Genomic DNA, 26,523 nt, shown 5'->3' with positions numbered 1-26,523 from the left:
CCGCATGTGGCTGGTGCTCTGCGATCCGGCGGACCGGGCCGCCGTGTGGGCGTACGAGGGGCTGCGCGAGCGCGGGCTGGAACCCCTGGAACTGCTCTCCCCGCAGACCCTGCTCAGCTCCACCAGGTCGGTGCACCGCGTCGACCGCCTCGGCGCGAGCTTCGAGATCACCCTGCCCGACGGGCGCGTCCTGGACAGCCGTGACGTCGACGGCGTGCTCAACCGGGTGGCCTCCGCCCCCTTCGGGTACCTGCCGTTCACCACCCACGCCGACGCCGCCTACGCCGCCCAGGAGCTGGACGCACTCCTGCTCAGCCTGCTCACCTGCCTGGCCCCGGTCTCGGTCAACCGGCCCGCCGGGTACGGACTGTGCGGTGCCTGGCGCTCGACCGCCGAGTGGACCGCACTCGCGATCAGAGCGGGGCTCCCCGCCCGGCCGGCCCGGATCTCCAGCAGCCCCGACGGCGAACCACGAGCGGCCCCGACCGGACGCGGCGACGTCCTGGTGCTCGGCGAGCACGTCTTCGGCGCACCCCCGGCCGAGGACGAGGAGCCGTACGTCCGGCTGGCCCGGCTCGCCGAGGTCGACCTGCTCGGGATCGACCTGCTCGGGGCCGACCTGCTCGGGGCCGACCCGCCGGGGGCCGACGTGCCCGGGGCCGACCCGCCCGGGGCCGACCTGCTCGGGGCCGACCTGCTCGGAGCCGACCTGCTTGGAGCCGACCACCGCCGCGACGACGGTCGGCCGGCAGTCTTCGCGGGAGCGAGCCCCCTGCCCGACCTCCGCCCAGCCGGCGCCGCCTTCCTCGACCGCCTGTACGAACACCTCACCGGGCTCCCCCGGGGTGCGCCGTGATCGTCGTCTGCGGCATCGCCAGCGAGTCGCCGCTCGCCCGGGTCAGGGCCGAACTCGACAGCCTCGGCCTGCCGTACGCCATGCTCCACCAACGGCGCTTCGAGGAGCTGCCGTTCGAGGTGGAGGCCACCGGCACCGCCGTCCGGGGACGCATCCCGTACGACGGCGGATCCATCGACTGCGCCACCGTCACCGGCATCTACCTCCGGCTGATGGAATGGCGCAGACTCCCCGAAGTCCGCGAGGCGGGCGAGGACACGGTACGCAGGTGCCGGTCCTGGCACACGGCCCTGAGCACCTGGGCGGAGCTCGCCCCCGGCTGCGTGATGAACCGGGAGAGCGCGATGGCGTCCAACACGTCGAAGCCCCACCAGGCCCAGCTGATCCAGCAGTCCGGATTCCGCGCTCCGGAGACCCTGGTGACCAACGACCCGGACCTCGTCCACGAGTTCCACGCGCGGCACGGCGAACTGGTCTACAAGTCGATCAGCGGGGTCCGCTCGATCGTCCGGACCCTCGACCGGGAGGCCCTCGACCGGCTGCCGCTCATCCGCTACTGCCCGGTGCAGTTCCAGCGCTACGTCACCGGCACCAACGTCCGGGTGCACACGGTCGCCGGCGAGGTCTTCGCCACCCGGATCGAGACCGACCGGGTCGACTACCGCTACGCCCGGAGCGACGGCGGCCGGGCCGAACTCTCGCCCTGGCAACCCCCCGACGACCTCGCCGAACGCTGCCTGCACCTGGCGGCCCGACTGGGGCTCGCACTCGCCGGCATCGACCTGATGCTGGCCGACGACGGCGAGGTCTACTGCTTCGAGGTCAACCCCTGCCCGGCCTTCAACTACTACGAGGCCAACACCGGCCAGCCGATCGCCCACGCCATCGCGCTCGCGCTCGCGCGGCACTGAGGAGAAGGAGACTCCGATGGCCCAGCTCGTCCTCACCGGCCAGATCCACGGCCAGACCACCACCCAGTGCAACTTCACCATCGCCGTGAACGGCGGTGACCAGGTCGGGCCGGACAGCGTGGTCCTGGACCAGTCGATCTTCAACATCCCGGACACCGACGCGTCGATCGACATCCAGGCGGCCGCCCTCGACCAGACCAAGTACGGCACGCCCACCGCCCACCTCGACATCGACTCCGCCGGCACCGTCCAGGCCACCTTCCCGCCCGACGGCAACTGGCCGCCACCCGCCGTCACGTCCTCCGACTCCGGCCAGACGATCCAGCTGACGGTCCACTTCTCGCCGCTGCGCGACGTCACCGAACAGGCACGCGTCAGCCTGGCCCAGACCGGCAGCGACTACCCGGGCAGCCCGCCCGCCCCACCACCCGGCGACATGAGCTTCCGCACCCCCGGCGTGGCGCTGCCGCCGGGGGCCTACTCCCCGCCCCCGGGCGTGACGGACAGCACCTTCATCGCCTCGCCGTCGATCACCGGCGGCGCGATCCAGGTCGAGACCCGCAGCGTGACCCCCGACGGCGAGGCCGTCGTCCTCCGACTCCCCGGCATCGACGCACCGCAACTCGTCGCCGTCTACTGGCCCTCCGGCGTGTCCAGGGACCCAGGCGGACCGCCCGCGCCCTTCCTCGTCTACTTCCACCCGGGCATGGCCCAGAACTCCCCGGCCTTCTACAACGAACCCCGGGACCGCCACGACCCGACCACCGGCAGCACCTACCCCTTCGGCTGGGACTACCAGTTCTTCGGCCTGCTCAACTACCTCCAGTACATCGGCGACCCGTTCCTCACCAACCCCTTCGCCAAGGGCCTCCCGCTCCAGATCGACGGCGCCGCCCGGAACGTGGTGCTCGTGCTCCCGCTGATGCGGGTCGCCGGCAACCCCTGCGACGAGATCTCGTCGTTCGCGGACGCCACCGTCCTCCAGGAGTACCTGCCGGAGATCCAGGCCCTCATGTTCCGGCGCAGCGGCAACTTCCAGTTCGGACCGATCGGCCGCCTCGGCATGGCCTCCTTCAGCAGCGGCCACGCGGCCCTCACCTGCTTCCTCGGCAACACCGCCAACCAGGCCCACCCGCTCTACCTGGACACCCTCCAGGAGGTCTACCTGTTCGACCCGCACGCCGACCTGGTCTCCGAGACCCTCGCCCCGCTGACCCAGGTCACCGCCTGGGCCGGGCGCGGCACCTCCGGCACCAAGACCGCCCGCCTCTACACCCAGAACGACCCCGCCCAACTCTCCCCGCTGCTCACCCAACTCGGCGTCACCGCCCCCGGCCCCGCCCCCTTCGACGCCGCCACCCCGGACGACCGCCTCTCCCTCACCTCCCTCCCCCTCGCGGCCTGGAACACCCTCGCCACCCAGCAGGGCAGCGCCGTCCCGTACGCCAACACCGGCCAGGTGCACCAGGTGATGTCGGCCCTCATGCTCACCGACGCCCTGCGCCGCAGCCGCTTCTGACCCGCCCCCGCTCCCTGAGTCCTACGCCGGCACACTCCTCGACCACCTCTTCGAGTGGCCGACGGCTCCGGGAAGGTGTGCCGCTGGATGGCCCCATGTCCGGGACGGGAGTGAGGAGTTGTCCCGGTTGTCCGGAGTCGAGCGGAAACGTTCCCGGGGTGGCTTTTGCAGCAGTCGCCACAGCGGGTCTACCGGCCGGTACGGGGAGTAGCGTTTCGTGCTGGCTCCCTGGTTCCTCGCGGGAGCTGCCCTGGCCGACGGATCACGGCCGCCGGCCGGGGCTGGACGTCGATCACACGTAGGTTGAGTATGCCCAAGCCCGACCGTAGCCATGGAGCGCGCCCGAAGGCGCCCTCGATGGCGGTGAACGCTATCAGTCCCGTCCCGCCGTCCGCGGGAGCGCAGCAGCCGTGCGGGCGGGTCATCGGGGTGTGCGGGGCGCGCGTGCCCGTGGCCCTTCTCGCTCTGGACGGCGCCTAGCGGTACGTCGCCGCGCTCGCCCTCGGCGCGCTCTCGCACGGCAGCGTTGTCACCTGGTGGCGGTTGACGCTGCGTTGACATCGGCCGGTGCGGGGAACAGCCGCACCCCCGCATTCCGCGCACCCTCCCGCGCACCCCCGCCCGGCTCGCACGCCGGACTTCGACGGCCATCCCAGGATCTGCATATGCCACAGGCATCATCTTCTGGGCCCGGTACCGCCCCGGGCCCGCCCCACCGAACCCGCCGAACCGAACCCGACGCCGGATTCCTGGCGTTCGTGGCCCTTGTGTACGACCGCTACCTCGACTACGCCACGGCCCGGCTGAGGGACGGCGCGAGCGGCGCGGCCGCCGTCGAGGAGGCTCTCGCCCACGCCCACGCGCGCTGGGCGGTCCTGCTCGCCGGTCCCTCGCCCGCCGGTGACGCCTGGTGCGTGCTGCGCGCCGCGGTGACCGCGCACCGCCCCCGCCCGGGCGCCACCGCGTCGCGGCCAGGACCGGTCGACCTGCTGCACCGCCACCTGCCGGACCCGCTGGCCGACGCCGCCCTCCTCCACCACGGGCTCGGTCTGTCCGTCTTGGACGTGGCCCGCCTGATGGGCACGGACCCCGGCGCGGTGAGGGCGGGGCTCCGCAGCGCTGACCGGCTGATCGCCGCAGGCGGGGCCTTCTCCCTGATGGAAGGGAGGGCGCCCAGGGCCTGAACGACATCGCTGCCACCCGCCGCCACACGTTGTGCGCGGGCGGATGGCGGCGCACAGGACTGTCCAGCGCCGCGCCGCGCGCCACCCCCTTTGGGTGATGCACCGTCAGGCACGTGGCGCTTTCAGTCATGCGATCTTTACAATGGGCGCTCAACAGCCGTGCGGCCTGCGATGGTTGCCAGGAGCGAGGGGCGCTGTGGGGTCCAAACGTGAGATCGACGTCACCGTGCCCAGTTCGGCACGCATCTACGACGTGTTGGCGGGCGGGAGCCTGAACTTCGACGCCGACCGCGCCGCCGCCGAGTGCCTGCGCGAGCGGGTGCCGGAGGTCGACGCACTCGCACTCGCCAACCGGTCGTTCCTGCACCGCGTGGTGCGGGCGCTGGCCGCCGAGTACGGCATCCGCCAGTTCCTCGACTGCGGTTCGGGCCAGCCGATGACGCTCAACGTCCACCAGATCGTCCAGGCCGTCGACCCTAGGTCGCGCGTCGTCTACGTCGACAACGACCCCATCGTGATCGCCTACGGTCGCGAATCCCTGGACGAGAACGACCGCACCGCCATGCTCAACGCCGACATGACGGACACCGAAGGCATCTTCGAGCACCCGGCCGTCAAGGAACTGCTGCGTCCGGACGAGCCGACCGCCGTCCTGTTCGTCGCCTCGCTGGAATGCCTTCCGGACTCCGCCCAGCCGCGCAGCGTAGTGCGACGCATCGTCGAGCGCCTGCCCTCGGGCAGTTTCGTGGTCATCAGCCACGCCGTCAGCGGCGACCCACAGCTGCGTGGCGACGTCACCAGGATCATGGCCGAGCAGACCGGCGAACTCTGGGGCCGGGTACGGGAACAGTGGGAGGTCGACGCCTACTTCGACGGCCTGGCCCTCGAACAGCCCGGCCTGGTCGACGTCGCCGACTGGCGCCCCGAGTCAGCCCTTCAGCAGGCCCTGCGCTCCAGCCAGTGGCAGCAGTACGGGGGCATCGCCCGCGTTCCGCATCCTCAGTCGGCCGACTAACGTCCCTCGAACCGCTTCAAGGCCTGCGTCAGGATGTCCATGCTGCGCCGCCGGTGGGCCGCGCCCTGGCTGATCTTCAACATCAGCTGTACGTAGGATTCCATGTCCGCGCTGGCGTTCTTGCCCTTGCGCACCTTCTTGCGCGCGCTGGGCTCCCCGGTGTCGGCGGGGTGGTAGGTGGACGAGCTGAGGCCTTCGATGTAGACCATCTCGGGCGGTCCCTCGGGCTGGAACATCAGGTGGGTGAGACCGCTGACGGGCGTTGCGATGGTCTGGTCGAGTGGCACGACGCGTACCTTCACGCTCGGCATGTCCGCCACGTGCAGCAGGTGACGCACCTGCGCCGCCATGACGGCGGGACCGCCGATCGTCAGCTGCAGCGCGAGCTCGTTGATCATGAGGACCGTTCGCGCGGGCGGCGAAGCGAAGAAGCGCCGCTGCCGCTCCATCCTGGCGCGGACCCTGTGCTCCGCGCGCTTCTCGTCGACGGCCAGGTGGTGGCCGGCGATGATGCCGCAGGCGTAGTCCGGTGTCTGCAGGAGCCCGGGGATGATCGTGGTCTGGTAGGAACGCAGCTCCCGGGCGACCGGCTCCAGCCCCAGGTAGGTGCTGCAGTGCGCGGCGACAGCACCCTCCCACTCCGGGGCCTCGAACCATTCGAGTTGCCGGCCCCGCTCGACCAGGTCCTGCAGCTCCCGCAGTTCCCTGGAGTCGATTCCGTAGACCTCGGCGAGGGTGGCGACGATCTCGCCGGAGACCGGCGTCTTGGCGGACTCGATGCGCGACAGCGTCGAGTACGACAGTTTGGATTCCGGCAGCAGGATCTTGCCGTGCGCGGCCGCCCGCTCCTGGGACAGGCCTCGCCGGTCACGGGCCCGGCGCAGGCGTTCTCCCAGGACCACCCGGTCCGCCGTGGGAGTGCCCCGCACCGGCGGCGCCGGCTTCTCGGCGCGAGGGTTCAGCGGCAGGACGGCGGCGAGGCCGTGGTCGCTGGAGCCTTCCGCGGGCTGGAGCGGGCTCTCGCCTTCGGCCGCGCGAGCGTCGATGGGGCGCTCGTCGGCGGGAAATTCGGCAGATTCGGAAATGGACGACACGCGGACTCCGTAGGCGATTCGGGTGGCCTGACACCAATGGCCCACATCCTCCCACACGCCGTGCCCGCGTGCCGTCACGCGGCAGAATCCAGGTCAGAATATGAAGCTAATCTGACTTATCTGATTCTTGAATCTCCCTTTAGGCGATCAAGTGGTCGAACTCGTTCCGCTTGGCGCCGTCGAGGAACGCCCTGATCTCACCGCGCGTGACGATCAGGGCGGCACCCTCTGGGTCGCGGGAGTTGCGGATGGCCACGTCGCCGGTCGGCAGCCCGGCCAGCTCGACGCACTCGCCACCGTCTCCGTAGCTCGCCTGCGCCTTGACCCAGGCGACATCCTCGATCAGCGCGGCCGACATTCCATTGGTGAAGCCCTGCATGTGACCTCCCGCATTCGACGTACTCGACTGGCGGCCTTCGGGTATGACCGGAGCCCGACCCGGACATCCCTCGGACAGCCTGGGGTGCTGCAATTGCAGCACCCCGTGAGCCATGAATGCTAGCCATTTATTTTCGAACACCGCACCGGCCGAATGGGGGATCTGAATAGCGATTATCTGCTTAAATTCGGCTGCTGATCGGCGCGGCATGGTCGGGGGCGGGGAGGGCGGTTACCGGCATCAGGGGTTGAGTGATGGTGTCTGTCGGTTCGTCGGGCCGGTCCCGTCGGGAACCGGGGAGTGCCGGGACGGCGCGGTGAGTGACGTGTAGTGCTCGGTTCCGAGGATCCGGTACCTGACGTCCTCGGGCAGGCGGGCCAGGATTCCGGGGAGCGGGCGCTCTCCCTCGACTTGGCTGCGGTGGGCCGTGATCGCGGCCCACTTCTGGTCCAGCCACTGGCGTACATCGCATGTCACGTCGGCCAAGGTGTCCGGGACGCTCAGCACGGATTTGCCGACCCGGTTCAGGAGGGGCCCGAGGTCGGCGATCGCCGAGTGGGGGTGGGTGGCCAGGTGGACGGCGGCGGGCTGCCAGGGTTCCCCGGCGTCCGGGTAGAGGTGTTCGAGTCCGGAGGCGGCGACGGCCAGCAGGGTCGCCCGGTGGGTCTGCCGGTGGTCCGGGTGGCCGGTCAGTTGCCCGTAGGCGTCGTGGGTCAGCACGATGTCGGGCCGAACCGCTCGGATGTGCCGCACGATGTCCTCGACCACGCGGTCGACGGGAGCGTCGCACAGCCGCGGCCGGCCGGGAGCGGACTGCGGGACGCGGGCGTCGGCGTAGCCGAGCATCCTCGGTCCGCCGGCGCCCAGGATGTCCAGGGCCTCGGCGAGTTCGGCGGCGCGGTGGCTGTCCTCGGCCCAAGTGACGGTGACGACGGCCGTCCGGGCCCCGGACGCGGCGTGCTGGGCGAGGGCGCCGCCGACGAGCAGCGATTCGTCGTCCGGGTGCGCGAGCACGGCGAGCAGGGACGGCAGGGGTGGCACGGCAGGTCCTCCCTGTTCGGCCGGCGCCGGGCGAGCGGCTGGTGACGGCTGCCCGGGGCGGAGGCGGGCGGCGAGGGCGGCCATGTCGGTGGTGAACCGGTCCGCGAGGTCGACGCCGGTCTCCTGGGCGATGACCATGAGCGAGAACAGGCAGTCGGACAGTTCGTGGCCGATCGCCCCGGCACTCGCGGCCACGTCGGCGCGGTGGCCCTGGTGGGCCATGACCAGCTTCGCGAGGTCGCCGACGTCGCCGGTGAAACCGAGGACGAAGTCCGACAGGCCCCAGGTGCGGCCCAGCTTGCGCCGGTTGATCTCGTCGTAGAGGTCGCGCACTTCGCCTGCGGCGGCGCACATCTCGTCCCAGGTGGGCATCGGCTGCTCCGTTTCGGGTCCGTGGTCAGGCGGGATCGGCGGCGGGTGCGGTCCTGTTCCGCTGGTCGGGGATCTCGGTGGCGTACTGGCGGGCCTGGAGGAGGTAGGAGGAGCGGTAGCCGCTGTTCGGGTCGGCCATCAGCTGCGCGTGGGTGCCCTGTTCGGTGAGCCGGCCCTCGCGCAGGACGTAGAGGAGATCGGCGCCCGCGGTGGCGGCGAGGCGGTGGGTGATCAGGATGACGGTCAGGCCCTGGTCGGCGAGTTCGCGGATGCGGGTGAACGCGGCGATCTCGGACTTCGCGTCGAGGGCGGAGGTGGGCTCGTCGGCGATCACGAGGTGGGTGGGGCGTCCGCCGGGCCCGGTGGTGGTGGCCCGGTGGTGGGTGCGGGCCATGCCGACGCGCTGCCACTGGCCGCCGGACAGCTGGACGCCGCCCTTGAAGCCGCGGGCGGCGAGGGTGTCCCAGCCGTTGTCCTGGGCGTCGATGATCGGGTGCAGGTCGGCGTAGTCGGCCGCGCGCTTGAGCAGGGCCGGGTCGTCGCCGTGTTCGGGTCGGCCGATCAGGACGTTGGCCCGCAGGGTGAGCGGCCACTGCTGGAAGCCCTGTTCGAGGACGGCGGAGGAGGAGAACAGCTGGTCCCGGTCGGCGGTCGCGGCATCGACGCCGTCCCACAGCATCCGGCCGGCATCGGGAAGGTAGAGGCCGGTGAGGATCTTGACGAGCGTCGACTTGCCGGAGCCGTTGTCGCCGACCAGGGCGACGACCTGCCCGCGCGGGATCCGCAGGGTGATGTCGGACAGCGCCGGGCTCGTGCGGCCGGGGTAGGTGAAGGTCACCCCCTCCAGGGTGATGGCTGTGGGGCGGCGCGGGAGGTCGGTGCCGCCGGCGGGGATGGCGCGCCGGTCGGCCTCGCGCTGGAGGCGGTCGAGGTCGGTGACGAACAGGGCCTCCTCGTACAGGTTGTTGACGGTGCCGACGAGGGAGGTGATGTCGGCGGCGCCGGTGCGGATGCCGACGACGGCGGTGCCCGCGACGGCGAGCGCCATCTGCCCGTCGTGGACGAGCCAGCCCAGGACGGCGAAGGTCGCGGCGGCGGCCAGCCCGGAGAGGACGGAGGCGAGCAGGGAGGTGGGTCGCGGTGGCGCGGGCGAGGCGGTTCTGCTCCTGCTCGGACGCCTCGGCCATCGCGATGTAGTGGCCCAGGATGAACGGGCCGATGGCGTGGACGCGGACCTCGGGCGCGGAGTGCGGCTGGGTGAGCAGCTGGGCGAGCAGACTGGCGGCCCGGTGGTGCTGGAGCCAGGCCATCACGGAGCCGTAGCGGCGCCGGGCGGAGCGGACCGCGCCCCACCCCTTCGGCGCGGCGATGAGCACCAGCATGGGCAGCAGCACCGGGTCGAGGGTGAGCAGGACGCCGCCGGCAGCCACCATGCCGAGCAGGGCGGTGAGGACGGCGATGCTCTGGCCGATCAGGCGCCGCACGGCCGCCGTGCCGTACCTGGCGGACTCCAGCAGTCTGCTGAACTCGGGGTCCTCCACCGCGGCCAGCTCCACGCGGGCCGCGCGGCGCAGATAGGCGACGGTCGCGGCCCGCTCGGTCTTGGGCTCCAGTCGGCCTCCCGCCCAGGAGGAGACCACGCCCAGGACCGCGGACAGCGCGGAGGCGCCGCCGATGGCGAGGGCGGCCGGCAGGGCCGCGCGCAGCAGTTGGTCGGTGCTGCCGGAGGCGAACAGGGAGGCGAGGGCGCGGTTGGTGGCGAGCAGGCCGAAGGCGGCGGCCAGCGCCCGTCCGGTTTCGGCGACGGCGATGGACACCAGGGCCACCCGGTCGGCCTGCCAGGCCAGGCGCAGGGCGGTGCGGAGCATGCCGGGGATCTGGCGGGCGACCGTGAGGAAGCTGATCCTGAGCATGGTCTGCTCATGGGAGGTGAACCCCCAGTCGGGGAGCAGCCGTCCGCCGAACAGGAACTGCTCACTGTCGGAGACGTGGTCGGTCGGCGCGGGTTCGAACGGCGGCGGTTCGAACGGCGGGGGTTCGGACGGCGGCGGTTCGGCCGGCGCGGGTTCGGACGGACGGGACTTCAAGCGCTCTCCTCCACGGTGCGGTTGAGGCGGGGCGGGGGCGTCATCCGGGTTCGCCCGGCCGGCGGGGTTCTGAGACGAGGTACTCGGCGACGCCGGTGCGGCGGGCGGTGAGTGAGGCGCGGAGCGTGCGCAGTCGGCGCGGGGTGACGATGCGCCCCCACTCCCCGACGGTGCGGACGGCGTGACCGCTGTGCTCGGCGGGGTCGGGGGTGATGCGTTCGAGCTCCTTGTCGGTGAGCCGGCCGCCGTCGAAGGTCACGCCGATCTTCCAGGGCCACGGCGGCTCCGGCGGGGTGAAGGAGAGCATCAGGAGGCGGGGGGCGTCGTCGAGGGCGGCGGGGACGAAGCCGATCTCCTCGGCGGTCTCGCGCAGCGCGCACGTCCACGGGTCCTCGCCGTCGTCGAGGAGGCCGCCGGGGTACTGGTATTCGCCCGGGTGGTGGACGGAGGTGAGCAGCAGCGGCCGGTCGTGGCGGTCGGTCAGGAAGACCCCGGCATAGGAGATGCCGTGCGGCAGGGTGGGGACGAACCGCTCGGGCGGGACGAAGACCACGGTCAGGCTCCTCGCTGGTCGTGACGGCAGGGGTGGCCGAGCCGGGTGCGCAGGTCGGCGGCGAGGCGTTCGGCCCGGCCGGGGTCGTCGGGCAGGACGCCCGAGCCCTCGGCCATCAGCGCGTGGAACTGCTGCTGCTCGTACGGGATGCCGGGCGGTAGGGCGGCGATGTGCCAGTGGACGTGGGCGTTGCCCTGCATGCTGCCCAGGCTCAGCACGTAGAGGCGCTCGGTGGGGACGGTCGCGGCGAGCGCGGTCGCCACCCGGTGCACGACCAACTGCAGGGCGAGGTACTGGTCCTCGGTGAAGCCGCTGATGGTGTCCTCGACGTGGGTGCGCGGGGCGACCAGGAGCTTGCCGGGCAGGGTGGGGTAGCGGTCGAGGAAGGCGACGTGCACGCCGTCGTCCAGGACGATGCGGTGTTCGTACCCGGGCTCACCGGCGAGCATCGAGCAGATGAAGCAGGGTCCGTTGCGGGCCCGCTCGTTGTAGGCGTCGAGGTCGAAGGCGGTCACCGCGTCCAGCCTTCTGCACCGGGGCGCAGCGCCATGTAGCCGTCGACGGGGTCGAATCCGAGGGTGCGGTAGAGCGGGGCTCCGGTTTCGGTGGCGCGCAGCTCGATCGATCCGCAGCCGCTGTGCCGCAGTGCCTGGACCAGGGCGGTGGTGACGGCGCGGGCGTGCCCGCGCCGTCGGTGGGCCGGGTCGGTGGCCACGGTGTGGATCCGGGCCCACCGGCCGGTGGGATGGGTGGGGCCGCGGTAGCCGCGGTAGACGATGCCGATGGCGCAGGAGGCCAGCGTGCCGTCGTCGGCGGAGGCGACGTAGGCGAGCAGGTTCGGGTCGGTGCCGAGCCGCTCGCGCATGTCGTCGCGGAAGGTGGTGCGCCAGTCGTCGGTGAGCCGGGCGCCGTCGAGCACCGCGACGCGCAGGCGCAGCAGTTCGTCGGCGTCCTCGGGGCCGGCGGGGCGTACGGGGGATCCGGTCATGCGGGACTGCCTCCGGGGTTCGGTGGGTCACTCGGGTGGTTGTCGGGGGAGGCCGAGGCGGACGAGGCGGACGCGGTGTGTCGGTCGGTGCCGCCGTCGGGCCTCTGCACGGCGTGGTAGGCGTACGGGATCCGGCTGGGGTGGGGAAGGTGACGGTGCCTTCCTCAGCCCTGGACCAGGTCGCGGGGGTCGGACCCCTCGGCCCAGCCGTGGGTGGAGAACCCGCGGCCACCGGACAGGTACGCGGACAGGGCGGCGTGGGAGGACGGGAACATCGGCAGCGGAAGCCCGTTCTCGGGCGACCACACCACGGCGAGGTGCTTGCCGGGCTCGGTGTTCGTCAACTCGCCCTGCCAGGCGGTGGCGAGGAACACCGACAGCAGGAAGGGGCCCTTGCCGTCCCAGCCCTGGCGGACCTGGATCGTGTGGACCAGCCGCAGGTCGCGCGGGTCGACTTCCAGCCCCGTCTCCTCCGCCAGTTCACGGGCGGCGGCCTCGTCCAGGCGCTCGCCGACCTCGACCTTGCCGCCGGGGATCGTCCACACCGGCGTCGTGCTCCAACTGTTCGTCGCGTAGTTGATCGTCGCGACCCGGCCGCCACTCCGGTCGTGGACGATGACGGCCACTGCCTGTCGCAGGCTCTCCACAGCACTACCTCCAAGGACGCTTGATCAAAGGGGACTTGGGGACTTCACGGGGACGACGCCGGTCCGCGCAGCGGCTCCAGGGCGGTGCGGGGTGAGCTGGAGCATCACGCGCGCGGGTCGGCTGGCCGGCCGGCGGGGCCGGCGGGGCCGGGCCGGGTCACGAGGCCTCCCCGGTGGGCTGGCCAGCTGCTGGCGTGAGCAGCGGCAGGTAGTGGTGCAGGTAGGGCGGGACCTTCAGATCGAGCACCTCGTCGAAGGGCACCATGCGCACGGCCAGGCCCTCGTCACCGAGCCGCAGGTCGCTCTCGGGGCCGTCCCGGACGGCGTGCAGGACGCGGGTGAGCGGGAGGCCGAGGTCCTGGTGCGGGCCGGGGAGGGTCCGCAGCCCGGTGATCTCGACGCCGGCCTCCTCGCGGACTTCGCGCACCGCGCTCTCCTCGGCGCTCTCGTCCCCCTCGCGCCAGCCGCCGATCGGAGTCCAGTAGCCGGGCCAGGCCATGCCCGGTCTGTCTTCGCGCAGGTGCATCAGCAGTCGACCCGCGCGGTCGGTGACGAAGACCAGGACGCCCTCGAAGTCGTCGCCATCCGGGGCGGGGCGCTCCAGGTAGAGCGGGACGCCGCAGCGGTGGGCGCGCAGCACCTGCCGGAGCCGCTGGTAGTGGGCGGGGGTCATCCGGGAGCGCCAGTCGTGGGCCGTCTCGAACCGGAACTCGGTGTGCTCGGCCGGATCGAGCCGGATCCGGGCCTGCTGCTCCACGGTCAGCGTGCCGCCGTCGAACACGTAGCCGGCGACCGGGACCGGGTAGTCGGCGTCGGCCTGCGTGTGGATCACGGCGACCAGGCGCCGCCGGAGCACCTGCGGGTTCTCCGCGGCCAGGTCCAGGCCCAGCTCCTCCCGGGCTTCGCGCAGCGCGGCGTCGAAGGGGCTCTCGCCGTGCTCGACGTTGCCGCCGGGCATGTTCCACACGCTCGGGTCGATGGTCGAGCGCATCCCGAGGACGCGGCCGGCGGGGTCGGTGACCAGGAAGGAGCCGTAGGCGCTGGGCTGGGCGATGGTGGTCAGGTAGCCGCCGACCGGCCGCCAGCCCGGGATCGCCAGGCGGCCGGTCAGCCACTCGATCACCGCGCGCTGGCCGTCGCTGGTCGTGGGCAGCCGGTCCGCTGGAGCCCACTGGTGATCGTCGTGGTCGCCGGAGAGGACGACCGGGGTGCCCTCCGGAACGACGGTGGCGAAGACGAACTGCCGTACGCGCCGGCCGTTCGGGTCGGTGAGGTCCAGGCTCCGCGCGTACTCCAGCGGCAGCCCGGCGAGCCCGGTCTGCTCGGCCAACTCCCGCGCCGCGCCCGCCGCCACGGGCTCGCCGTCCTCGTGGCCGCCGCCCGGGTACTCCCACAGGCCGGGCAGGACGTCGTGCGCGGCCCGGCGGATCATCAGGATCCGGCCGCAGGTGTCGCGGACCACCACGCCGACGCCGATCCGTTCGGCGCCCTCGCGGAAGGCGAGGCCGGTCAGCATGTCGAAGTCGATCACAGGGCGGACTCCTCGCTCTCTCGGGCGGACACAGCCCGCCAGCCGGCGCCGGTCTTCGCCACAGCTCCTCCGAACACCGTCGGCGCGCGGGCGCGCAAGTGTGCTGGAAGAAGGCGATCCGACGTCCAAGTTTCTTTCTGCGGACCTGAGTTAAGGAACCTCCCAGAGGTTGGCGGTCTCCGATGATGGTGCTGTTCGAGCGCGGCGTTCAAGCGGATTACCTCCGGGCGAGCCCGGGTCGAACGGGGAGGTTTCGAGCACCTCCGGGCGCGGCCGAGGGCGTCCTCCAACTGGCCGCGGACGGGCTCGGACAGGGGGCGGAGCCCAGCGCGCAGGCGGCGAGAGCCTGTTCGAGCCCGGCCGTCAGACCGGCTTCGAGGCGGTCACGGACGCCCGGGCAGCCGAGGAGGTCGCGCAGCGCGTAGCCGTCGCCGGATTCACCCGTTCGGATGGCCGTCGACCGCTGGCCGTCCACCTCCACACCGCGGCGCAAGGCCAGGGAAAGCAGGGCGAGGGGGCCGGCGATGCCGTGTGCTTCCCTGTCGAGTTCTTCTGTTCATTCATCAGGGCAAGGGCCCGGACCAACGGATGCGGAGCGATCGGTCCCGGCTTCCCGTAGTGCCGGTTCCTCGTCGGCTGTCTGTCGGGCCCGGGCCGGTCTCACGGACCGTGCATGGCAGACTGCGTCCCCGTGATCGATGAATTCGCCAAGGAGTACTTGCACAGCGATCTGCGCGATGTCCGGGAGGCGCTCGTCTGGAAGCTCGACGGGCTGTCCGAATACGACGTCCGCCGACCTCTGACCGGCTCGGGCACGAGCCTCCTCGGACTGGTCAAGCACCTCACGAACATCGAGTACCGGTACTTCGGCAACGTCTTCGACCGCCCGTGCCCGGAGCCGCTGGGCCGATGGGACGACGAGCGGCTCTGGGCCGAGGCGATGTGGGTGACCGAGCACGAGACCCGCGAGGAGATCATCGGCCGGTACCGCCGGGTCGCGGAGCACTCCGACGCGACGATCGACGCCCTCACCGTCGAGGCACCGGGCTACGTGCCCTGGTGGCCCCGTCCGAACGTCACATTGTTCAACATCCTGGTGCACGTGCTCATCGAGACCAACCGGCACGCCGGGCACGCCGACATCCTGCGCGAGCACCTCGACGGCGCCACCGGGACCGAGGCGAGCCACGCGAATTCGCAGCCCGACGCCGCGTTCCGGCAGTCCCGGTTCGCCGAGGTCGAGCGGGCCGCCAGGGCGGCGGTGGGCACACCCTGACGAGCCTAAGCGGGCGTTTGGAGAGCTCTACTCCTGTGACGACATCCACGAAGCCTTCCTCACTCGCGGATGCGCACTCATCTGCTGGCGGCGGCTTGTCTCCCTACCTTGACAGCATCGGAACCCAGTGATCCATCACCTGGCACAGGCGCTGACGATGGTCGGCAATCCAGTGGTCAGCACGGATCCGGCCAGACGCCCCGTTCGGACAGGTGGAGAACGAGGGCGGCGATGTTCCAGGCGTCGTCCTCGCCGCTGTGGTGACGGCCTTCGAGTCGCCGCCCGGCGATCTCCAGGGCCTTCGCCATGCCGGGGCGTTTGCGCAGGCCGTATGCCTCGGTGAAGGCCGCTTTGGCGTTGGTGTGGTGCCGGCCGAAGGGATACGGCGTCCCGGTGGCCTGGCACTGCCGGGTGAACTGGTTGCGGTCGTAGTCGCCCCAACTGGCCCACGGGCGCGCCCCGGCGCGGTGTTCGGCAGCAACCGCCGTCCCCGGTTGCGGCTGAACGGCGCTCTGGTCGCCTGCCGCGACACCGACCCGGACACCTTCGACGCCGTCGTGCTGCACGAGCTCGCCCATGTCGCCAACCGAGACCTGACGGTCACCTACGCCACCGTCGCGCTGTGGCGCTCCTTCCTCGTCCTGGTGCTGTGCCCGTACGTGCTGGTGACGCTCTGGGCGAGCGTCCGGCTAGTGGCGGCGGGCGCCCCGCTGTTCACCGCGATGAACTCGCGTCAGCTGGTCCTGCCGGTGCTGACGGTACTGGTGATCTCCGTCGTCCGCGCGGACGTGCTGCGCAGCCGCGAGCTGCACGCCGATCTCACGGCCCGCCGGTGGGGCGCGCCGTTGGAGCATGTGTGGGCCACCATGTCCGTGCGGGAGAGCCTGCGCGGGGTGCGGAGGTGGGCGGACGCCGCGATGGAGACGGTGCGGATCCATCCGCGTTGGGAGGTCCGCCGCGACGCGCTCGCGGACCCGGCTCCGCTGTTCGAGGTCAGGGCGCTGCTGATGTTCCTGATCGGCATGATCGCCTCCCTGACGAACTACCACCTGATGTGGCACTTCGTGCCGCACATGGCGATGATGAACGGCTGGCTCTACCAGGCCGTCGGGGCCCTCCCGGCGGCGGTGGTGTCGGCGTCCACGGCGCTGCTGCTGTGGCGGGCGGTGGTCCGGGCCACCGTGCTCGGCCTGCGCTGCCCTACCGGTGTGCGCGGCGGGCTCTGGCTGGGTGCGGGGATGGCCGCCGGATCGGTGCTCAACGGGCAGTCCACCGGAGGGCTGTGGCTGCCGGTCGGCTGGTGGGCGCTGGGCCTGGTGGTGGCCGCCGCCGTCGGCTTCACCTGCTGGACCGCCCAGTGCGCCCGGCTGGCGGCCACTGTCCGGCCGGGGCGGTCACTGCGCTTCCCGCTGGCGCTGGGCCTGGTGGCGGGGTGGCTGGTGCTGTCGGCCTGGCTCACCTGGTGGGACTACTACGGTGCGTCCTTCGCTCACGGCTCCTGGTTCGACCGCGGGGGCGCCCAGCAGGCCGTCGTCCGCTGGTTCCCCGGCACCGGGACCGTCCGCCCGGACACCACCGCCCTGATGGCACAGGTGCTCCCGGTGTTGCGCGACGTGGTCCGGGTGCCGCTGGTCCCGCTCGCCGCCGTCGCAGCGGGGGCTGTCCCGCTCGCCCTGTGGGCGGCCGGCAGGCCGGGGGCGGCCCCGGACGCCGCGCCCGGCCCGCGCCTGCCGTCCCCGCGCCCGCCGTCCCTGCGCCGCGCCCTGGGCGCCGCGCTCGGTGGTGGGGCGCTCGCCGTCCTCGGCGTCGTCGCCGTCCACCTCTGGCTGCACCACCTCCACGTGGGCGCGGACCGGCGCGGCGGCCTGTACGCCTTCAGCTACGCGATCTGGTGCCTGGCGGCGATCGTTCTGGGCGCGGCCGTCGCCGCCGTGGTCGCGGCCTGCGCACCGACCTTCCGGCTGCCCGCGGCCCTGGTCGCCTCCGGCACTGCCACCCTGCTCGGTCTCGGCTGCACGGTGCTGCTGATGTCCGCCGACGGGTGCCTGGGACCGCTCGCCGTCCTGAACGACGGCTGCGGCTGGCGGCCCGCCTGGCGGCAGCTGCAGGGCGGCCTGACGTTCCATCTGGTCATTCACACGGCGCTGCTGCTGGCCCCGGTCACCGCCCTGCTGGTCACCGCCCTCGCCGCGCTCGGCCACCGGGTGACCCGCCGGTTGACCCGCTGGGGGACACCGCGCCGCGTCGGCCCCGACCCGGTCGTCGACCTCCCGTCCGGCCGGCGGCCCGGCGTCCTGCCGACGATCGGCCACGGCACCTGCGCCGTGGCACTCGCCACCGCGACCGTCCTCGTCGTCGCCGACATCCACGACCAACTCCTGACGCCCGCAGAGACGGTGACGCCCGCCACGCAGGCCGCGTTCCAGCAGTCGATGGGGCTGCCGACGCTCGCGGTGACGCCGGACATGCGCCGCCGCCAGGTCCGCGCCTGGTACCGCGTCGGCGGCCGATACCTGCTCGAACACGCGATGGCCGACAACACCGCGCTGCTGAAGGCCCTCACCGAGGCCCAGCACGACCGACGCATCGACGTCACCCCCGCCCTGATGGCCACAGTGCGCCCGCTCTGCGCGGACCTGCGGAACGTCGCCAGCTGGGAGCCCTACTATTTCCAGGTCCCGGACCCGACCGCGCAGGCATCGTGGCACCGGTTCGGCGCAACTGCCCTCGCCGCCGGCCCGAGCTGCACCGAGGCCGTCGACCGCGCCGACACCGACACCTTCCTCACCTCTATGACGGACCTGCTGAAGGCCGCCAGGGCCGTTCTCGATGCTTCCGCCCGCGTCAAGCAGATCGTCGACGACCCGAAGGACCCCGTCTTCACCCGCCCTCCCCTCGCCCCGCCCCAACCACGCATCTGACGCCACGTCACCCAGCCTGGGGGTGGAGGGGAACGACGCGCTCGACGTCCTGCCGTTGGACGCGAAGGGCGCCGCCCGTCCCCGCTCGTGCACCAAGGAGATCCTGGAGTTGCCGGGTGTGGGCGTGGTCGGTTTCCCGGGCGACGTCCCGCCCCTGGGAATCGGCGGGTTCCGCCCGGGGCACCACGCTTGTGGAACTTCACCTGAAACGACCGGGCGGCGGGGGCGGTGAATCTCGTCCCGGGCCGCTGATGAGTTTCGCCTCGGATCCGGTGAGTTTCGGGTGTTGCCGCAGGTCAGGGGCTGGTGAGAACCCTTCACGCTACGCCGTCCGGGTGATGGCGGGGTTCGGCACCTTGGCACGGTGGGCAGAGCCTGCGGCATGACGACACCTTCGCGGTGCCGCCCGGCCGCTCCCCATGACGGACCTCGTGGTGACGGGTCTGCTGCGTGCTGGGCGAGCACGCGAGCCGCAGGCGTGGTGCTGGCGGCAGCGGTGTAGGCGCTCCCGTCTCCGGTGCGGCGCGGAACGCCTCGATCACGTAGGCAGCGAAGCGGCGAGAGGACGTGAGCCGGGCGGCACGCGGCGCGTCTTGGAGGCCCCGGTGGGCCATGAGCATGAGGGTCAGGTCGTCGACGACGAAGCCGGGGTGGAGCTGGCCGGTGTCCTGGGCGCGGCGGGTCAGTTCGGCAACCCCGCGCGAGGTCCGCTCTCGGTCGGCGGCGAAGTCCATGGCCTCGGGGAAGGCTGTCATGAAGGCGTCGGCGAATCCCCGGCTGTGTGCGTGGAGTTCGCAGATGCGCTCGACCAGGCTCCGGAATCCGTGCCACGGGTCCGGGTCTGCGAGGGCGTCGCGGACGGTGGCATGGCAGGCTCGCCGCTGCTCGGCGAAGGTCTCCACGATCAGTGCCTGCTTGGTCGGGAAGTGCCGGTACAGCGTGGCGGGGCCGACGCCTGCCTGCCGGGTGACCTCGCGCATGGGCGCATTCAGGCCCTCCTCGCTGAACACCGCGCGGGCGGCGTCCAGGATGCGGGCCCGGTTGTCGCGGGCGTCGGAGCGCGCGATGTGAGGCAAACGGTCGGTCATGGCCTCTCACTTTAGCCAATTGGACGGGGGCGTCCGTTACGGTCCGATGGCGGTGACGCCGCCCCGTCCCGGCACCCTGCTGGTGGTGCCTCGGGCTGGGGAGCCGGGTTCGCCGCTCACGGTCGCAGCAGTTGTGGCCCGTTCGTTCACCGGCCTAAGGAGCAGAGATGAAAGCCGTCGTGATCAGGGAGTTTGGAAATCCTGACGGTCTGGAGGTCGTCGACTTGCCCGTGCCCGTCCCTGCCCCGGGGCAGGTGCGGATCACCACGGAGGCCATCGGGGTAGGCGGCGTGGACGCCGTGATCCGCCGGGGAACGCTCGCCGCGTACGGCTTCCGGGAGGGCCATCTCCTGGGCAGCGAGGTGGCGGGTAGCGTCACCGCGGTGGGGGAGGGCGTGGACGCTTCGTGGATGGGGCGGCGGGTGTGGGCGTTCACCGGCCTGTCCGGCGGGTATGCCGAGCAGGCCGTCGCCTCGGTCGAGGACGTCCTTCTGCTGCCTGACGGCCTGACCGGCGCGGACGCGGTGACTCTCGGCGGTTCCGGTGTGGTCGCCCACTTCGCCCTGGACCGCGCTCGTTTCGCGCCCGGCGAGACGGTGCTCGTGCGCGGTGCGGCGGGCAGCATCGGGATCACGGCGGTCCAGCTTGCAGCCAAGGGCGGTGCGGGCGCGGTGGCGGTCACCACCTCATCGGCGGAGCGTGGCACCCGCCTGCGGGACCTGGGCGCGACCCATGTCCTCGACCGCTCCGGCGAGGGCGGCTCGGACGCACCGGCGGGTTTCGACGTGGTGATCGATGTCGTGGGGGGTCCTCAGCTTTCCCTGTTCCTGGACCGGTTGAACCCGAACGGGAGGTATGTGGCTGTCGGCGTGGTCGGCGGGCAGCCGCCGGCGGACTTCGGCATGCGGCTGATGGACGCCTTCCGCAAGTCGCTGTCGTTCGCCACCTTCAGCTCCGACACCGTGCCCGGCTCCGACAGGCAGGCGGTGCGGTCGTCCCAGTTCGATGATGCCGCGCACGGGGACCTGCGCACGGTCGTGCACGAGGTGCTGCCGCTGGACCAGGCGGTGCTGGCTCACCGAGCAATGGACGCGGGCAAGGTATTCGGCAGGGTCGTGCTGGCGCCCTGAGCCGGGCAGGAACGGTGTGCGCGGCGCCGCACTACCGCAGCAAGGCCGACCTGGTCCGCGCCGGCGGGTGAATCCCGTTGAGGGGCTGGTGTGCGGGGTCGGCCGTACCCGGGCGTTTCCGTCCGGGTGTTCGGGGTGTGTCGCCGTGTTGTGTCCCGACCTGGATGGCCTGTGGGTGAAGAGTCATGAGTTCGTGTCGGGTGGTTCCGGGCTGGGTGGTACGGTCCCGGCAACAGGTCTAGACAAGTCAATGATCGTTCGGCGAGGGGAAGTTCGTTGCGTCGCTCTGCTTCTGCTGCTCTGTCCACAGTCGTATCCATCACGTTGCTCTCGGGGTTCTGGGCCGCTTCTCCGGCCCAGGCGGCCGTCTCGGGGGCGGCGCCCGCCGACTTCACCGGGACGGTGTCCCTCAACTCCACCGGTACGGTCGACAGCGAGGCGGTTGTGACCCTCTCGGGTACTTACCGCTGCTCAGGGCCTTCTTCCTACGCCGTCGTCAACAGCTCGGTGGGGGACAGGGTCGCCATCAGCACGTCTGTCATCTGTGACGGTGCCGAACACGTGTGGGTCAACCATGGCAGGCCCAACCCGGGGCCTCTTGTGAGGGTCGGTCAGGCCGAGGTCACCACGCGCTTGCAGCGGTGGGAAACAGGGAGCAATGGCTTCCCGCGCATTGTCACGCTCGCGGTCGATCGGAAGAGCGTCGATCTGCAGGCGGCTGCGCAGTGACGCAGGGCCAGGCGGTACGCGGGACGGACTCGTGCTCGTCGTGACGTGACCGCGGACGACCTGGTGGGGGAGCACCGGCGCGCGGAGGGCGGACATCGGCAGGCAGGGTCCGTTCTCCGCGGAGTCCCACGAGCCCGGCCCGAAATGCCTTGCCCAGCCGCCCCGGTCCGCTCGTCTTCCGGGGAGCCGCCAGGACGATGGCCGAGTCCGTCCCGGCCGTGGTCGCCGCCGACCGCCTCCCGGAGACGACCGACGGGCATACCCGGGCGATGGCCGAGGCCACCAGCGCCGGCAGCGCCCAGCCGATCCGCACCGTCGGCACCCTGGGCTGCGCCCCGCGGCAATGGCCGGGTCCCCCGCGCTCGTCGGCGTGGGTACCCGGCCGCCAGCGTATCGGCGGGTATCCGCTGCCCCCGGCCGGACGGCCGCACCCTGTGGTGCCCCACCGCCGCCGGACGCCGCGGCGCCGCCACCACGCTTCCGTCCGGAACCGAACTCGCCGCGCTGCGCCCGGACCAGCCGAGGACACCGGCGGCGTACTGCGAGCACGCGCTCGACGTCGCCGCCAGCGCCGGTCTCGTCATGGCGGAGGACGGGCTGAGTCGGCTGCGGCCCGGGGCGCTCGACTTCCGCATCGTCCTGGTGATCCCGGCCTCGACCGTGCAGGGCCTGGCGCCTGGCGTACGCGGGCTGGTGGACGGCGCCGTTCGTGGTCTGGCTCGTGGTCCTGGCCCTCGGCCGGATGCCGCAGCCGCTGTACGAGGCGACGGTCGCGGTCCTGCGTTATCGGATGCGCTACACCGCCTACCTGACGATGCTTTCGTCGGCCTGCCCCAAGCGCTTGTTCGGCGAGGAGCCGGGCAGCGAACCGGAGGGCCCGGCGTCGGCCACCCGTCCGCTGGTCCTCGGCGGCGCCGGGCGCGGCCTGCTCGTCCTCTTCCTCCTCCTCGGCCTGGCCTCCGGGACGACGGGGTCGGTCGCAGCCTCGGTGAACTCGGACGACGACTTCGACAACGACGAGGTCACCGACCCCATCCAGAGCGTCCTCGGGCTCCTCGTCCCGGGCCTCGCCGACCGCGTGCCACAGGGCCCGCCCGCCGCCGGATGCGCCCAGCGACGGCTCCCCGTGGGGGCCGGTCACAGGGGCACGGCTCCCTGTGACCGGCCGGTGGGTTCAGTTGATGTGGAGCGTCGTGACGGTGCCGTAGTTCTTGGTGATGGCCTGGTTCTTGCCGAAGGTGTGGCGGTAGAGGGAGCCGTCTCCGGGCTCGTACTCGAAGTACCCGGCGTTGTTGCCGCTGCTGAAACTCGTGACCGACCTCTGGTCGATCCAGATGTCGCCGGCATTCGCGAAGCACCTCCTGAAACCGGTGCCGTTGTCGTTGGTGATGCCGATGGTGAAGTAGTCGCTGGCAAACAGGCATTCGGCGAAGTTGACTTCGTTGGTCGCGTGGGCGGGCATGGTGCCGACGGCCAGAGCCATCATGGCGACCCCTGCGGCCACGGCGATTCGTCGCTTCAGCATGACGCAAACTCCCTGGTGTGTGAGGTGGGGCATGCGAGTCGAACTGAATGGACACTAACAAGAGGTGTTGAGGCCGCAACCTGGTGTAACGATTTTCGGACATCATTCCATTTGCCGGGAATTTTGCGGGACTTTGCTGAGCCGAATTCCACACCTGCCGAACCTGTCACACCTGTCACACGGACCCGCATGGCCGTCCGGGCCGGGCCGATTTGCTCCTCCAGGAAGGCGACGGTGGGCCGTTTCGTCGACGGACCTGCTCGCGGTGCTGCGCCTGGGCGCCACCGCCGCCGCGGACGCCGACGGCGCCTTGGAGGTGTTCACTATCGGGTACCAGTCGTCGGTCCTGGTGCGGATGTACCAGGCGGGCCCGGACGGGCGGTGGTCGGTGCCCGAGCTCTTGCCGGGGTTCTTCGGGGTGGCGGTGGCCTTCCAGCGGGTGGACGGCGCGCTGGCCTTCTTCGAGGTCTACCAGGGCTCGGGCAGCCCGCAGTTGTACGTCAACGAGCAGAGTGCCCCCGGTCTCTGGGGTTCCTGGCACGACTGCCGCAACGGCGGCTGCGCCGGGGGCTGACCGCCGGCGGGCCCCGCGTGACGGAGCCGGGGAACGAGGCCTGGGGCGGGCCACCGCCACCGTTGCCGCCGTTCGGCCGTCTGGCCATCGCCTCCGATCTGTCGGGGCACTGCTGGGAGGACACCGGGGAGTACGCCCGGCTGCGCCGTCTCGGTGTGGTCGACGACTGCGGGGGCTGTCAGGTCGGGCGGGCCCGGGGCCGGGCGTTCGGCATGTTGGAGGAGCGCACTGGTCCGTTCGCCGGCGGCTGGCTGGCTGGCTGGCCGGCTTGGGCGCCGGATCCGTCCCGGCCGTTGCCGACGTTGCCGCCCGGCGTCGACGGGGCGGTCCTGGCGGTGACCCCGTACGGGCCGTGACGAGCGGCGCGCTCGTGGGCGGTGACGGCCTGGGGAATCCCCCGGACCGGCGCAGGGGCGGCCGACGGGCCGAGCCGATCGGCCGCGAGCCGTCGCCCGGCGGGTGGACACGTCGGTCCACCCGCCGGGCTCGCCGACACCCCTGGTTCTGTGCCGGTCCGGGCGTCGTGGTCGCCCGGGCCCGTGTGTGGACGGGGGTGGGGTGTGTGCTCAGCCGGCCGCGCGGTAGGCGGTCCCCACCCGGTTGGGGGTCGCCCGGTTGTAGAGGCCGGTGCCGCCACGGTCCGCGGAGAGGGTGAACCACGCGTAGCGCTCGACGAAGGGGAGTCCCTGGAGCATGGCGGTCGACTTCGTCACGAACGCGGCCTGCTGTTCCGGTGTCGGGTACTTCGGGGTGCCGCTGGAGAAGTCGATCAGGGCGTACTCGGTGAGCCAGATCGGCTTCTTGTAGCGGTTGTACACGGCTTGGAGGTAGCTGCGCAGTTGACCGGTCGCGGCGTCGGCGCGAAAGTCCGAGCCGTACCAGTGCAGGGGGATGAAGTCGACCTTGTCGTGGCGGGCGGCGGCGCCCTTCATGAACTGGTCGAGCCAGCCGCCCGCGGCGTCGCCGCCGCCCGCCACCGCGGGTGCGCCCAGGCGCATCCCGGTCGACTGGAGCCGGGGCCACAGGTCGAGGGCCCTGGTCACGCTCATGTTGGCCTGTGCCGGCAGGTCGGGTTCGTTGAATCCGAGCAGGGTTGTGCCTTCCTGCCTGGCTGTTCGCAGTTGTGCGTCGGTCACCGAGCCCGCGCCCCAGATCATGGGGACGAACTCGACGCCGGCGGGCGGTTTGATCTGTTGGCGGTCCGGGGCCCAGGTGTAGAACCAGCCGGCCCTGGAGTCGGCCAGCGCCTTGGTGACGTCGGTGAAGTTCCAGGCGCTCACGCCTTTCTTCTTCGCCGGGGCGGCGGTCGCGTCGGCCGCACTGCCGACAGTGAGGCAGGTGAGTACCGCGAGCAGGGCGGTGAACAGGCGCATCCGACGTGGCAAGGCGTTCCTCTCGTGGGTCGCGCGGTCGCGCGGTCGTGACGGGGCCGCGGTGGCTCGGGCCGGGGGCCGGGGTCCGGGGTGGGTGGCTCACGCGGTGGGGCCGAAGGTGACGGTGAAGCCGCTGCAGCGGCTGCACTGCTGCATCACCTTGTTGCCCGGCGTCTGGTCCTGCTTGGACCACGTGTAGGCCTTGGGACACTTCGCGCTGAGCGCGCGGCTGTAGCTGCTGGGGGTGTCCCGGCTGGGGTTGGTGCACAGCATCGGCTTGCCGTCCGGCCCGCGCGTCAGGTCGGCGGGCGGGCAGTAGGGCAGCAGGTTCGCCGCGCAGCCCCGCGTGTCGCAGCCTCCGCCGGCGGGGGTCGTGGCGTTCACCGGAGTGATCGTGATCGGCAGCGAGAACGCGTTCACGTAGCTCACGTCGTACCAGGGGGCGGCGCCGTCCTTGGCGTCGAAGTTGAACTCCGCGAGGCTGGCGGGTTGTTCGCCCGTCGTGCAGTGGTCGGCGGCCGGGCCGCAGTCGGCCACCCGGCAGTGGAAGGTGCTGCCGGGGGCCCCGCCGCATCCCTGGCGTGCGAAGAACTTCCCACGCCAGTGGAACGGGGCGGCGCTCTCGGGGATCGTCACCGTCGCCGACTGGCCGGGAGCCAGGACCGGTAGCCGGGTGAACTGCTTCGACCCGTCGGCGTTGACGCCGCTTCCGATCCACAGCTTCTGCGACGAGTGGTTCACGAACGTCACCGTGTGGTTGACCGCGGCGGCCGCGACCGTCGCGGTGCGGGCCGGCGCCGCCACACCCGTCACGGCCGCACCCGTTGCCACACCCGTGACGGTCGTGCCCGTGACGGTCGCGTCCGTCGCCGCGCTCGCGCTCGGTAGTACCGCGGTCAGTGCGGCGGCGGCCGCCGCGACGAACAGCCTGGTCAGGAATCCGCGCATGACTTCTCCGTTCCGTTCAGCAGGTCAGGTTGGTGCCGGGGGAGGTGCCGAGGACGCGTGCGGACCGCTGGTACAGGTTGACCCTGTCCTGTATCTCGGCGGTGTTCCTGCCGTCGCACTCCACGGCGCCGTTGATGCTGCGGATCGTCTGGCCGGATCCGGCCCCGGTGACGATCGCGTGGTGGGCCGTCATGGAGCCGGGGCCGGACTGGGTGTTCCAGTACCAGAGCGCGCTCTTCCACGCGACCTGGGGGTTGCTCCGGAGCAGGTCGGGGTGGTGGAGCAGATCGATGTGCAGGGCGTCCCCCGCCGCTTTACAGGTGGAGTTCCAGCCGAGCTGGAGCGGCCCTCGTCCGTAGTGGGCCGCGCGTCCCGCCGGACACCTGTAGGGGCGGGCGGTGTCGCAGTACGTCGGGTAGTTGGCGGTGTTCTGCTCCACGACGTGGCGCAGGCCGCCCGTCTCATGGCTGACGTTCGCCAGGAAGGCCGCGGCCTCCCGCCGCTTGAGCGCGTCGTTCCCGGTGTGCGCGAAGCCGGGGTAGGCGCTCGTCGCGCCGACCAGTGCGTCGTAGGTGTAGAACCGGTCCCTGCTCGGGAACATCCGGTCGAACTGGGCCTTGCCCATGACGAAGCCGGCCCGGTCCGCCGCCGTCGCGTGTGCCGGTGTGGCCGTCGACAGGCCGGTGGCGTGGGCACAGGTGGGCAGGGCGATCGCCGATACGGCCGCCGCCGCGGCGGCGATCCTCGAGGCTGTGCGTCGAAGGGACACGCGGGGCCTTCCT

The 26,523-nt window shown here is 71.8% G+C and carries 23 protein-coding genes and 3 pseudogenes; 11 read left to right on the top strand and 15 right to left on the bottom strand.

Features of this window, described 5'->3' with window-relative positions; all coding sequences use genetic code 11:
• The first annotated feature begins 4 nt into the window (after positions 1 to 4).
• The 5 genes from ACFWPI_RS27440 to ACFWPI_RS27420 all read left to right on the top strand — a co-directional run bounded on the left by ACFWPI_RS27440 (position 5) and on the right by ACFWPI_RS27420 (position 5,485).
• The gene (locus tag ACFWPI_RS27440; protein ID WP_380375012.1) at positions 5 to 856 is read left to right on the top strand and encodes a pentapeptide repeat-containing protein; all 852 of its coding nucleotides are present in this window, start codon (positions 5 to 7) and stop codon (positions 854 to 856) included.
• Positions 853 to 1,767, top strand: a complete 915-nt coding sequence (locus tag ACFWPI_RS27435) for an ATP-grasp domain-containing protein (protein WP_063351726.1) — start codon at positions 853 to 855, stop codon at positions 1,765 to 1,767. Before ACFWPI_RS27440 ends, ACFWPI_RS27435 begins: the two co-directional genes overlap by 4 nt.
• A gap of 16 nt (positions 1,768 to 1,783) precedes the next feature.
• Positions 1,784 to 3,286 carry a hypothetical protein gene (locus tag ACFWPI_RS27430; protein ID WP_380375010.1) on the top strand — a complete coding sequence of 501 codons (1,503 nt, stop codon included), beginning with the start codon at positions 1,784 to 1,786 and terminating at the stop codon, positions 3,284 to 3,286.
• A 758-nt stretch (positions 3,287 to 4,044) separates the two neighbouring features.
• Positions 4,045 to 4,470: a hypothetical protein gene (locus tag ACFWPI_RS27425; protein WP_380375009.1), complete on the top strand. Its 426-nt coding sequence runs from the start codon at positions 4,045 to 4,047 to the stop codon at positions 4,468 to 4,470.
• Between the two features lie 196 nt (positions 4,471 to 4,666).
• Positions 4,667 to 5,485: an SAM-dependent methyltransferase gene (locus tag ACFWPI_RS27420; protein ID WP_380375008.1), complete on the top strand. Its 819-nt coding sequence runs from the start codon at positions 4,667 to 4,669 to the stop codon at positions 5,483 to 5,485.
• On the opposite strand, the gene ACFWPI_RS27415 is transcribed toward ACFWPI_RS27420, so the two are convergent.
• The 9 genes from ACFWPI_RS27415 to ACFWPI_RS27375 all read right to left on the bottom strand — a co-directional run bounded on the left by ACFWPI_RS27415 (position 5,482) and on the right by ACFWPI_RS27375 (position 14,177).
• Positions 5,482 to 6,579: a helix-turn-helix transcriptional regulator gene (locus tag ACFWPI_RS27415; RefSeq protein WP_380375006.1), complete on the bottom strand. Its 1,098-nt coding sequence runs from the start codon at positions 6,577 to 6,579 to the stop codon at positions 5,482 to 5,484. The two genes, ACFWPI_RS27420 and ACFWPI_RS27415, sit on opposite strands and share 4 nt — an antisense overlap.
• 139 nt (positions 6,580 to 6,718) lie before the next feature.
• The gene (locus ACFWPI_RS27410; protein ID WP_063351721.1) at positions 6,719 to 6,958 is read right to left on the bottom strand and encodes a DUF397 domain-containing protein; all 240 of its coding nucleotides are present in this window, start codon (positions 6,956 to 6,958) and stop codon (positions 6,719 to 6,721) included.
• Between the two features lie 240 nt (positions 6,959 to 7,198).
• Positions 7,199 to 7,990: a PIG-L deacetylase family protein gene (locus ACFWPI_RS27405; RefSeq protein WP_380375052.1), complete on the bottom strand. Its 792-nt coding sequence runs from the start codon at positions 7,988 to 7,990 to the stop codon at positions 7,199 to 7,201.
• 406 nt (positions 7,991 to 8,396) lie between these two features.
• Entirely contained in the window at positions 8,397 to 9,419 is a 1,023-nt protein-coding gene (locus ACFWPI_RS27400) for an ATP-binding cassette domain-containing protein (protein WP_380375005.1), read from the bottom strand.
• Positions 9,420 to 10,498: 1,079 nt separating this feature from the next.
• Entirely contained in the window at positions 10,499 to 11,011 is a 513-nt protein-coding gene (locus tag ACFWPI_RS27395) for an NUDIX domain-containing protein (protein WP_159398604.1), read from the bottom strand.
• 2 nt (positions 11,012 to 11,013) lie between these two features.
• Complete coding sequence (locus tag ACFWPI_RS27390; RefSeq protein ID WP_363377527.1) at positions 11,014 to 11,526, bottom strand: HIT family protein; 513 nt, start codon at positions 11,524 to 11,526, stop codon at positions 11,014 to 11,016.
• A complete protein-coding gene (locus tag ACFWPI_RS27385; RefSeq protein WP_380375003.1) occupies positions 11,523 to 11,999 on the bottom strand; it encodes a GNAT family N-acetyltransferase in 477 nt (158 codons plus the stop codon). Before ACFWPI_RS27385 ends, ACFWPI_RS27390 begins: the two co-directional genes overlap by 4 nt.
• 164 nt (positions 12,000 to 12,163) lie before the next feature.
• Positions 12,164 to 12,646 (bottom strand): NUDIX domain-containing protein, encoded by a 483-nt coding sequence (locus tag ACFWPI_RS27380; RefSeq protein WP_380375002.1) that lies wholly within the window; start codon positions 12,644 to 12,646, stop codon positions 12,164 to 12,166.
• A 157-nt stretch (positions 12,647 to 12,803) separates the two neighbouring features.
• Positions 12,804 to 14,177: an NUDIX domain-containing protein gene (locus tag ACFWPI_RS27375; protein ID WP_380375000.1), complete on the bottom strand. Its 1,374-nt coding sequence runs from the start codon at positions 14,175 to 14,177 to the stop codon at positions 12,804 to 12,806.
• 691 nt (positions 14,178 to 14,868) lie between these two features.
• Between ACFWPI_RS27375 and ACFWPI_RS27370 the strand changes: the two genes are divergently transcribed.
• Positions 14,869 to 15,453: a DinB family protein gene (locus ACFWPI_RS27370; protein WP_380374999.1), complete on the top strand. Its 585-nt coding sequence runs from the start codon at positions 14,869 to 14,871 to the stop codon at positions 15,451 to 15,453.
• A 176-nt stretch (positions 15,454 to 15,629) separates the two neighbouring features.
• On the opposite strand, the pseudogene ACFWPI_RS27365 reads toward ACFWPI_RS27370, so the two are convergent.
• Positions 15,630 to 15,935: pseudogene (locus ACFWPI_RS27365) on the bottom strand (DNA polymerase III); the annotation flags it as partial.
• Positions 15,936 to 16,010: 75 nt separating this feature from the next.
• Between ACFWPI_RS27365 and ACFWPI_RS27360 the strand changes: the two are divergent.
• Positions 16,011 to 18,374, top strand: coding sequence for a hypothetical protein (locus ACFWPI_RS27360; RefSeq protein WP_380374997.1), 2,364 nt, complete (start codon positions 16,011 to 16,013; stop codon positions 18,372 to 18,374).
• A 470-nt stretch (positions 18,375 to 18,844) separates the two neighbouring features.
• Here the strand turns inward: ACFWPI_RS27360 and ACFWPI_RS27355 are convergent.
• A pseudogene (locus tag ACFWPI_RS27355) lies at positions 18,845 to 19,462 on the bottom strand (TetR/AcrR family transcriptional regulator); the annotation flags it as partial.
• A 167-nt stretch (positions 19,463 to 19,629) separates the two neighbouring features.
• On the opposite strand from ACFWPI_RS27355, the gene ACFWPI_RS27350 reads away from it, so the two are divergent.
• From ACFWPI_RS27350 to ACFWPI_RS27340, 3 genes and pseudogenes are all read left to right on the top strand, one after another.
• Positions 19,630 to 20,592, top strand: a complete 963-nt coding sequence (locus ACFWPI_RS27350; RefSeq protein WP_380374996.1) for a zinc-dependent alcohol dehydrogenase family protein — start codon at positions 19,630 to 19,632, stop codon at positions 20,590 to 20,592.
• Positions 20,593 to 20,994: 402 nt separating this feature from the next.
• A complete protein-coding gene (locus ACFWPI_RS27345; RefSeq protein WP_380342185.1) occupies positions 20,995 to 21,321 on the top strand; it encodes a DUF6299 family protein in 327 nt (108 codons plus the stop codon).
• 676 nt (positions 21,322 to 21,997) lie between these two features.
• Positions 21,998 to 22,147 (top strand): annotated as a pseudogene (locus ACFWPI_RS27340) (DUF4389 domain-containing protein); the annotation flags it as partial.
• A 348-nt stretch (positions 22,148 to 22,495) separates the two neighbouring features.
• Here the strand turns inward: ACFWPI_RS27340 and ACFWPI_RS27335 are convergent.
• Positions 22,496 to 22,846, bottom strand: coding sequence for a beta/gamma crystallin domain-containing protein (locus ACFWPI_RS27335; protein ID WP_380374994.1), 351 nt, complete (start codon positions 22,844 to 22,846; stop codon positions 22,496 to 22,498).
• 265 nt (positions 22,847 to 23,111) lie between these two features.
• Here ACFWPI_RS27335 and ACFWPI_RS27330 point away from each other — a divergent pair, with 265 nt between their 5' ends.
• On the top strand, positions 23,112 to 23,420 hold the full coding sequence (locus ACFWPI_RS27330; RefSeq protein WP_380374993.1) for a hypothetical protein: 309 nt from the start codon (positions 23,112 to 23,114) through the stop codon (positions 23,418 to 23,420).
• A gap of 566 nt (positions 23,421 to 23,986) precedes the next feature.
• Here ACFWPI_RS27330 and ACFWPI_RS27325 read toward each other — a convergent pair.
• The 3 genes from ACFWPI_RS27325 to ACFWPI_RS27315 form a co-directional block, all read right to left on the bottom strand.
• Positions 23,987 to 24,793: a glycosyl hydrolase gene (locus tag ACFWPI_RS27325; RefSeq protein WP_380374992.1), complete on the bottom strand. Its 807-nt coding sequence runs from the start codon at positions 24,791 to 24,793 to the stop codon at positions 23,987 to 23,989.
• 99 nt (positions 24,794 to 24,892) lie between these two features.
• The gene (locus tag ACFWPI_RS27320) at positions 24,893 to 25,741 is read right to left on the bottom strand and encodes a thaumatin family protein (RefSeq protein ID WP_380374990.1); all 849 of its coding nucleotides are present in this window, start codon (positions 25,739 to 25,741) and stop codon (positions 24,893 to 24,895) included.
• 16 nt (positions 25,742 to 25,757) lie between these two features.
• Positions 25,758 to 26,510 carry a chitinase gene (locus ACFWPI_RS27315; RefSeq protein ID WP_380374989.1) on the bottom strand — a complete coding sequence of 251 codons (753 nt, stop codon included), beginning with the start codon at positions 26,508 to 26,510 and terminating at the stop codon, positions 25,758 to 25,760.
• Positions 26,511 to 26,523 lie beyond the last annotated feature (13 nt).

Origin of the sequence: Kitasatospora sp. NPDC058492, from assembly GCF_042720685.1 — a bacterium.
In the GTDB taxonomy this organism is placed as follows: Bacteria; Actinomycetota; Actinomycetes; order Streptomycetales; family Streptomycetaceae; genus Kitasatospora.
Note: the sequence above shows the minus strand (reverse complement) of the source record. Positions and strands in the feature narration are given on the sequence as shown.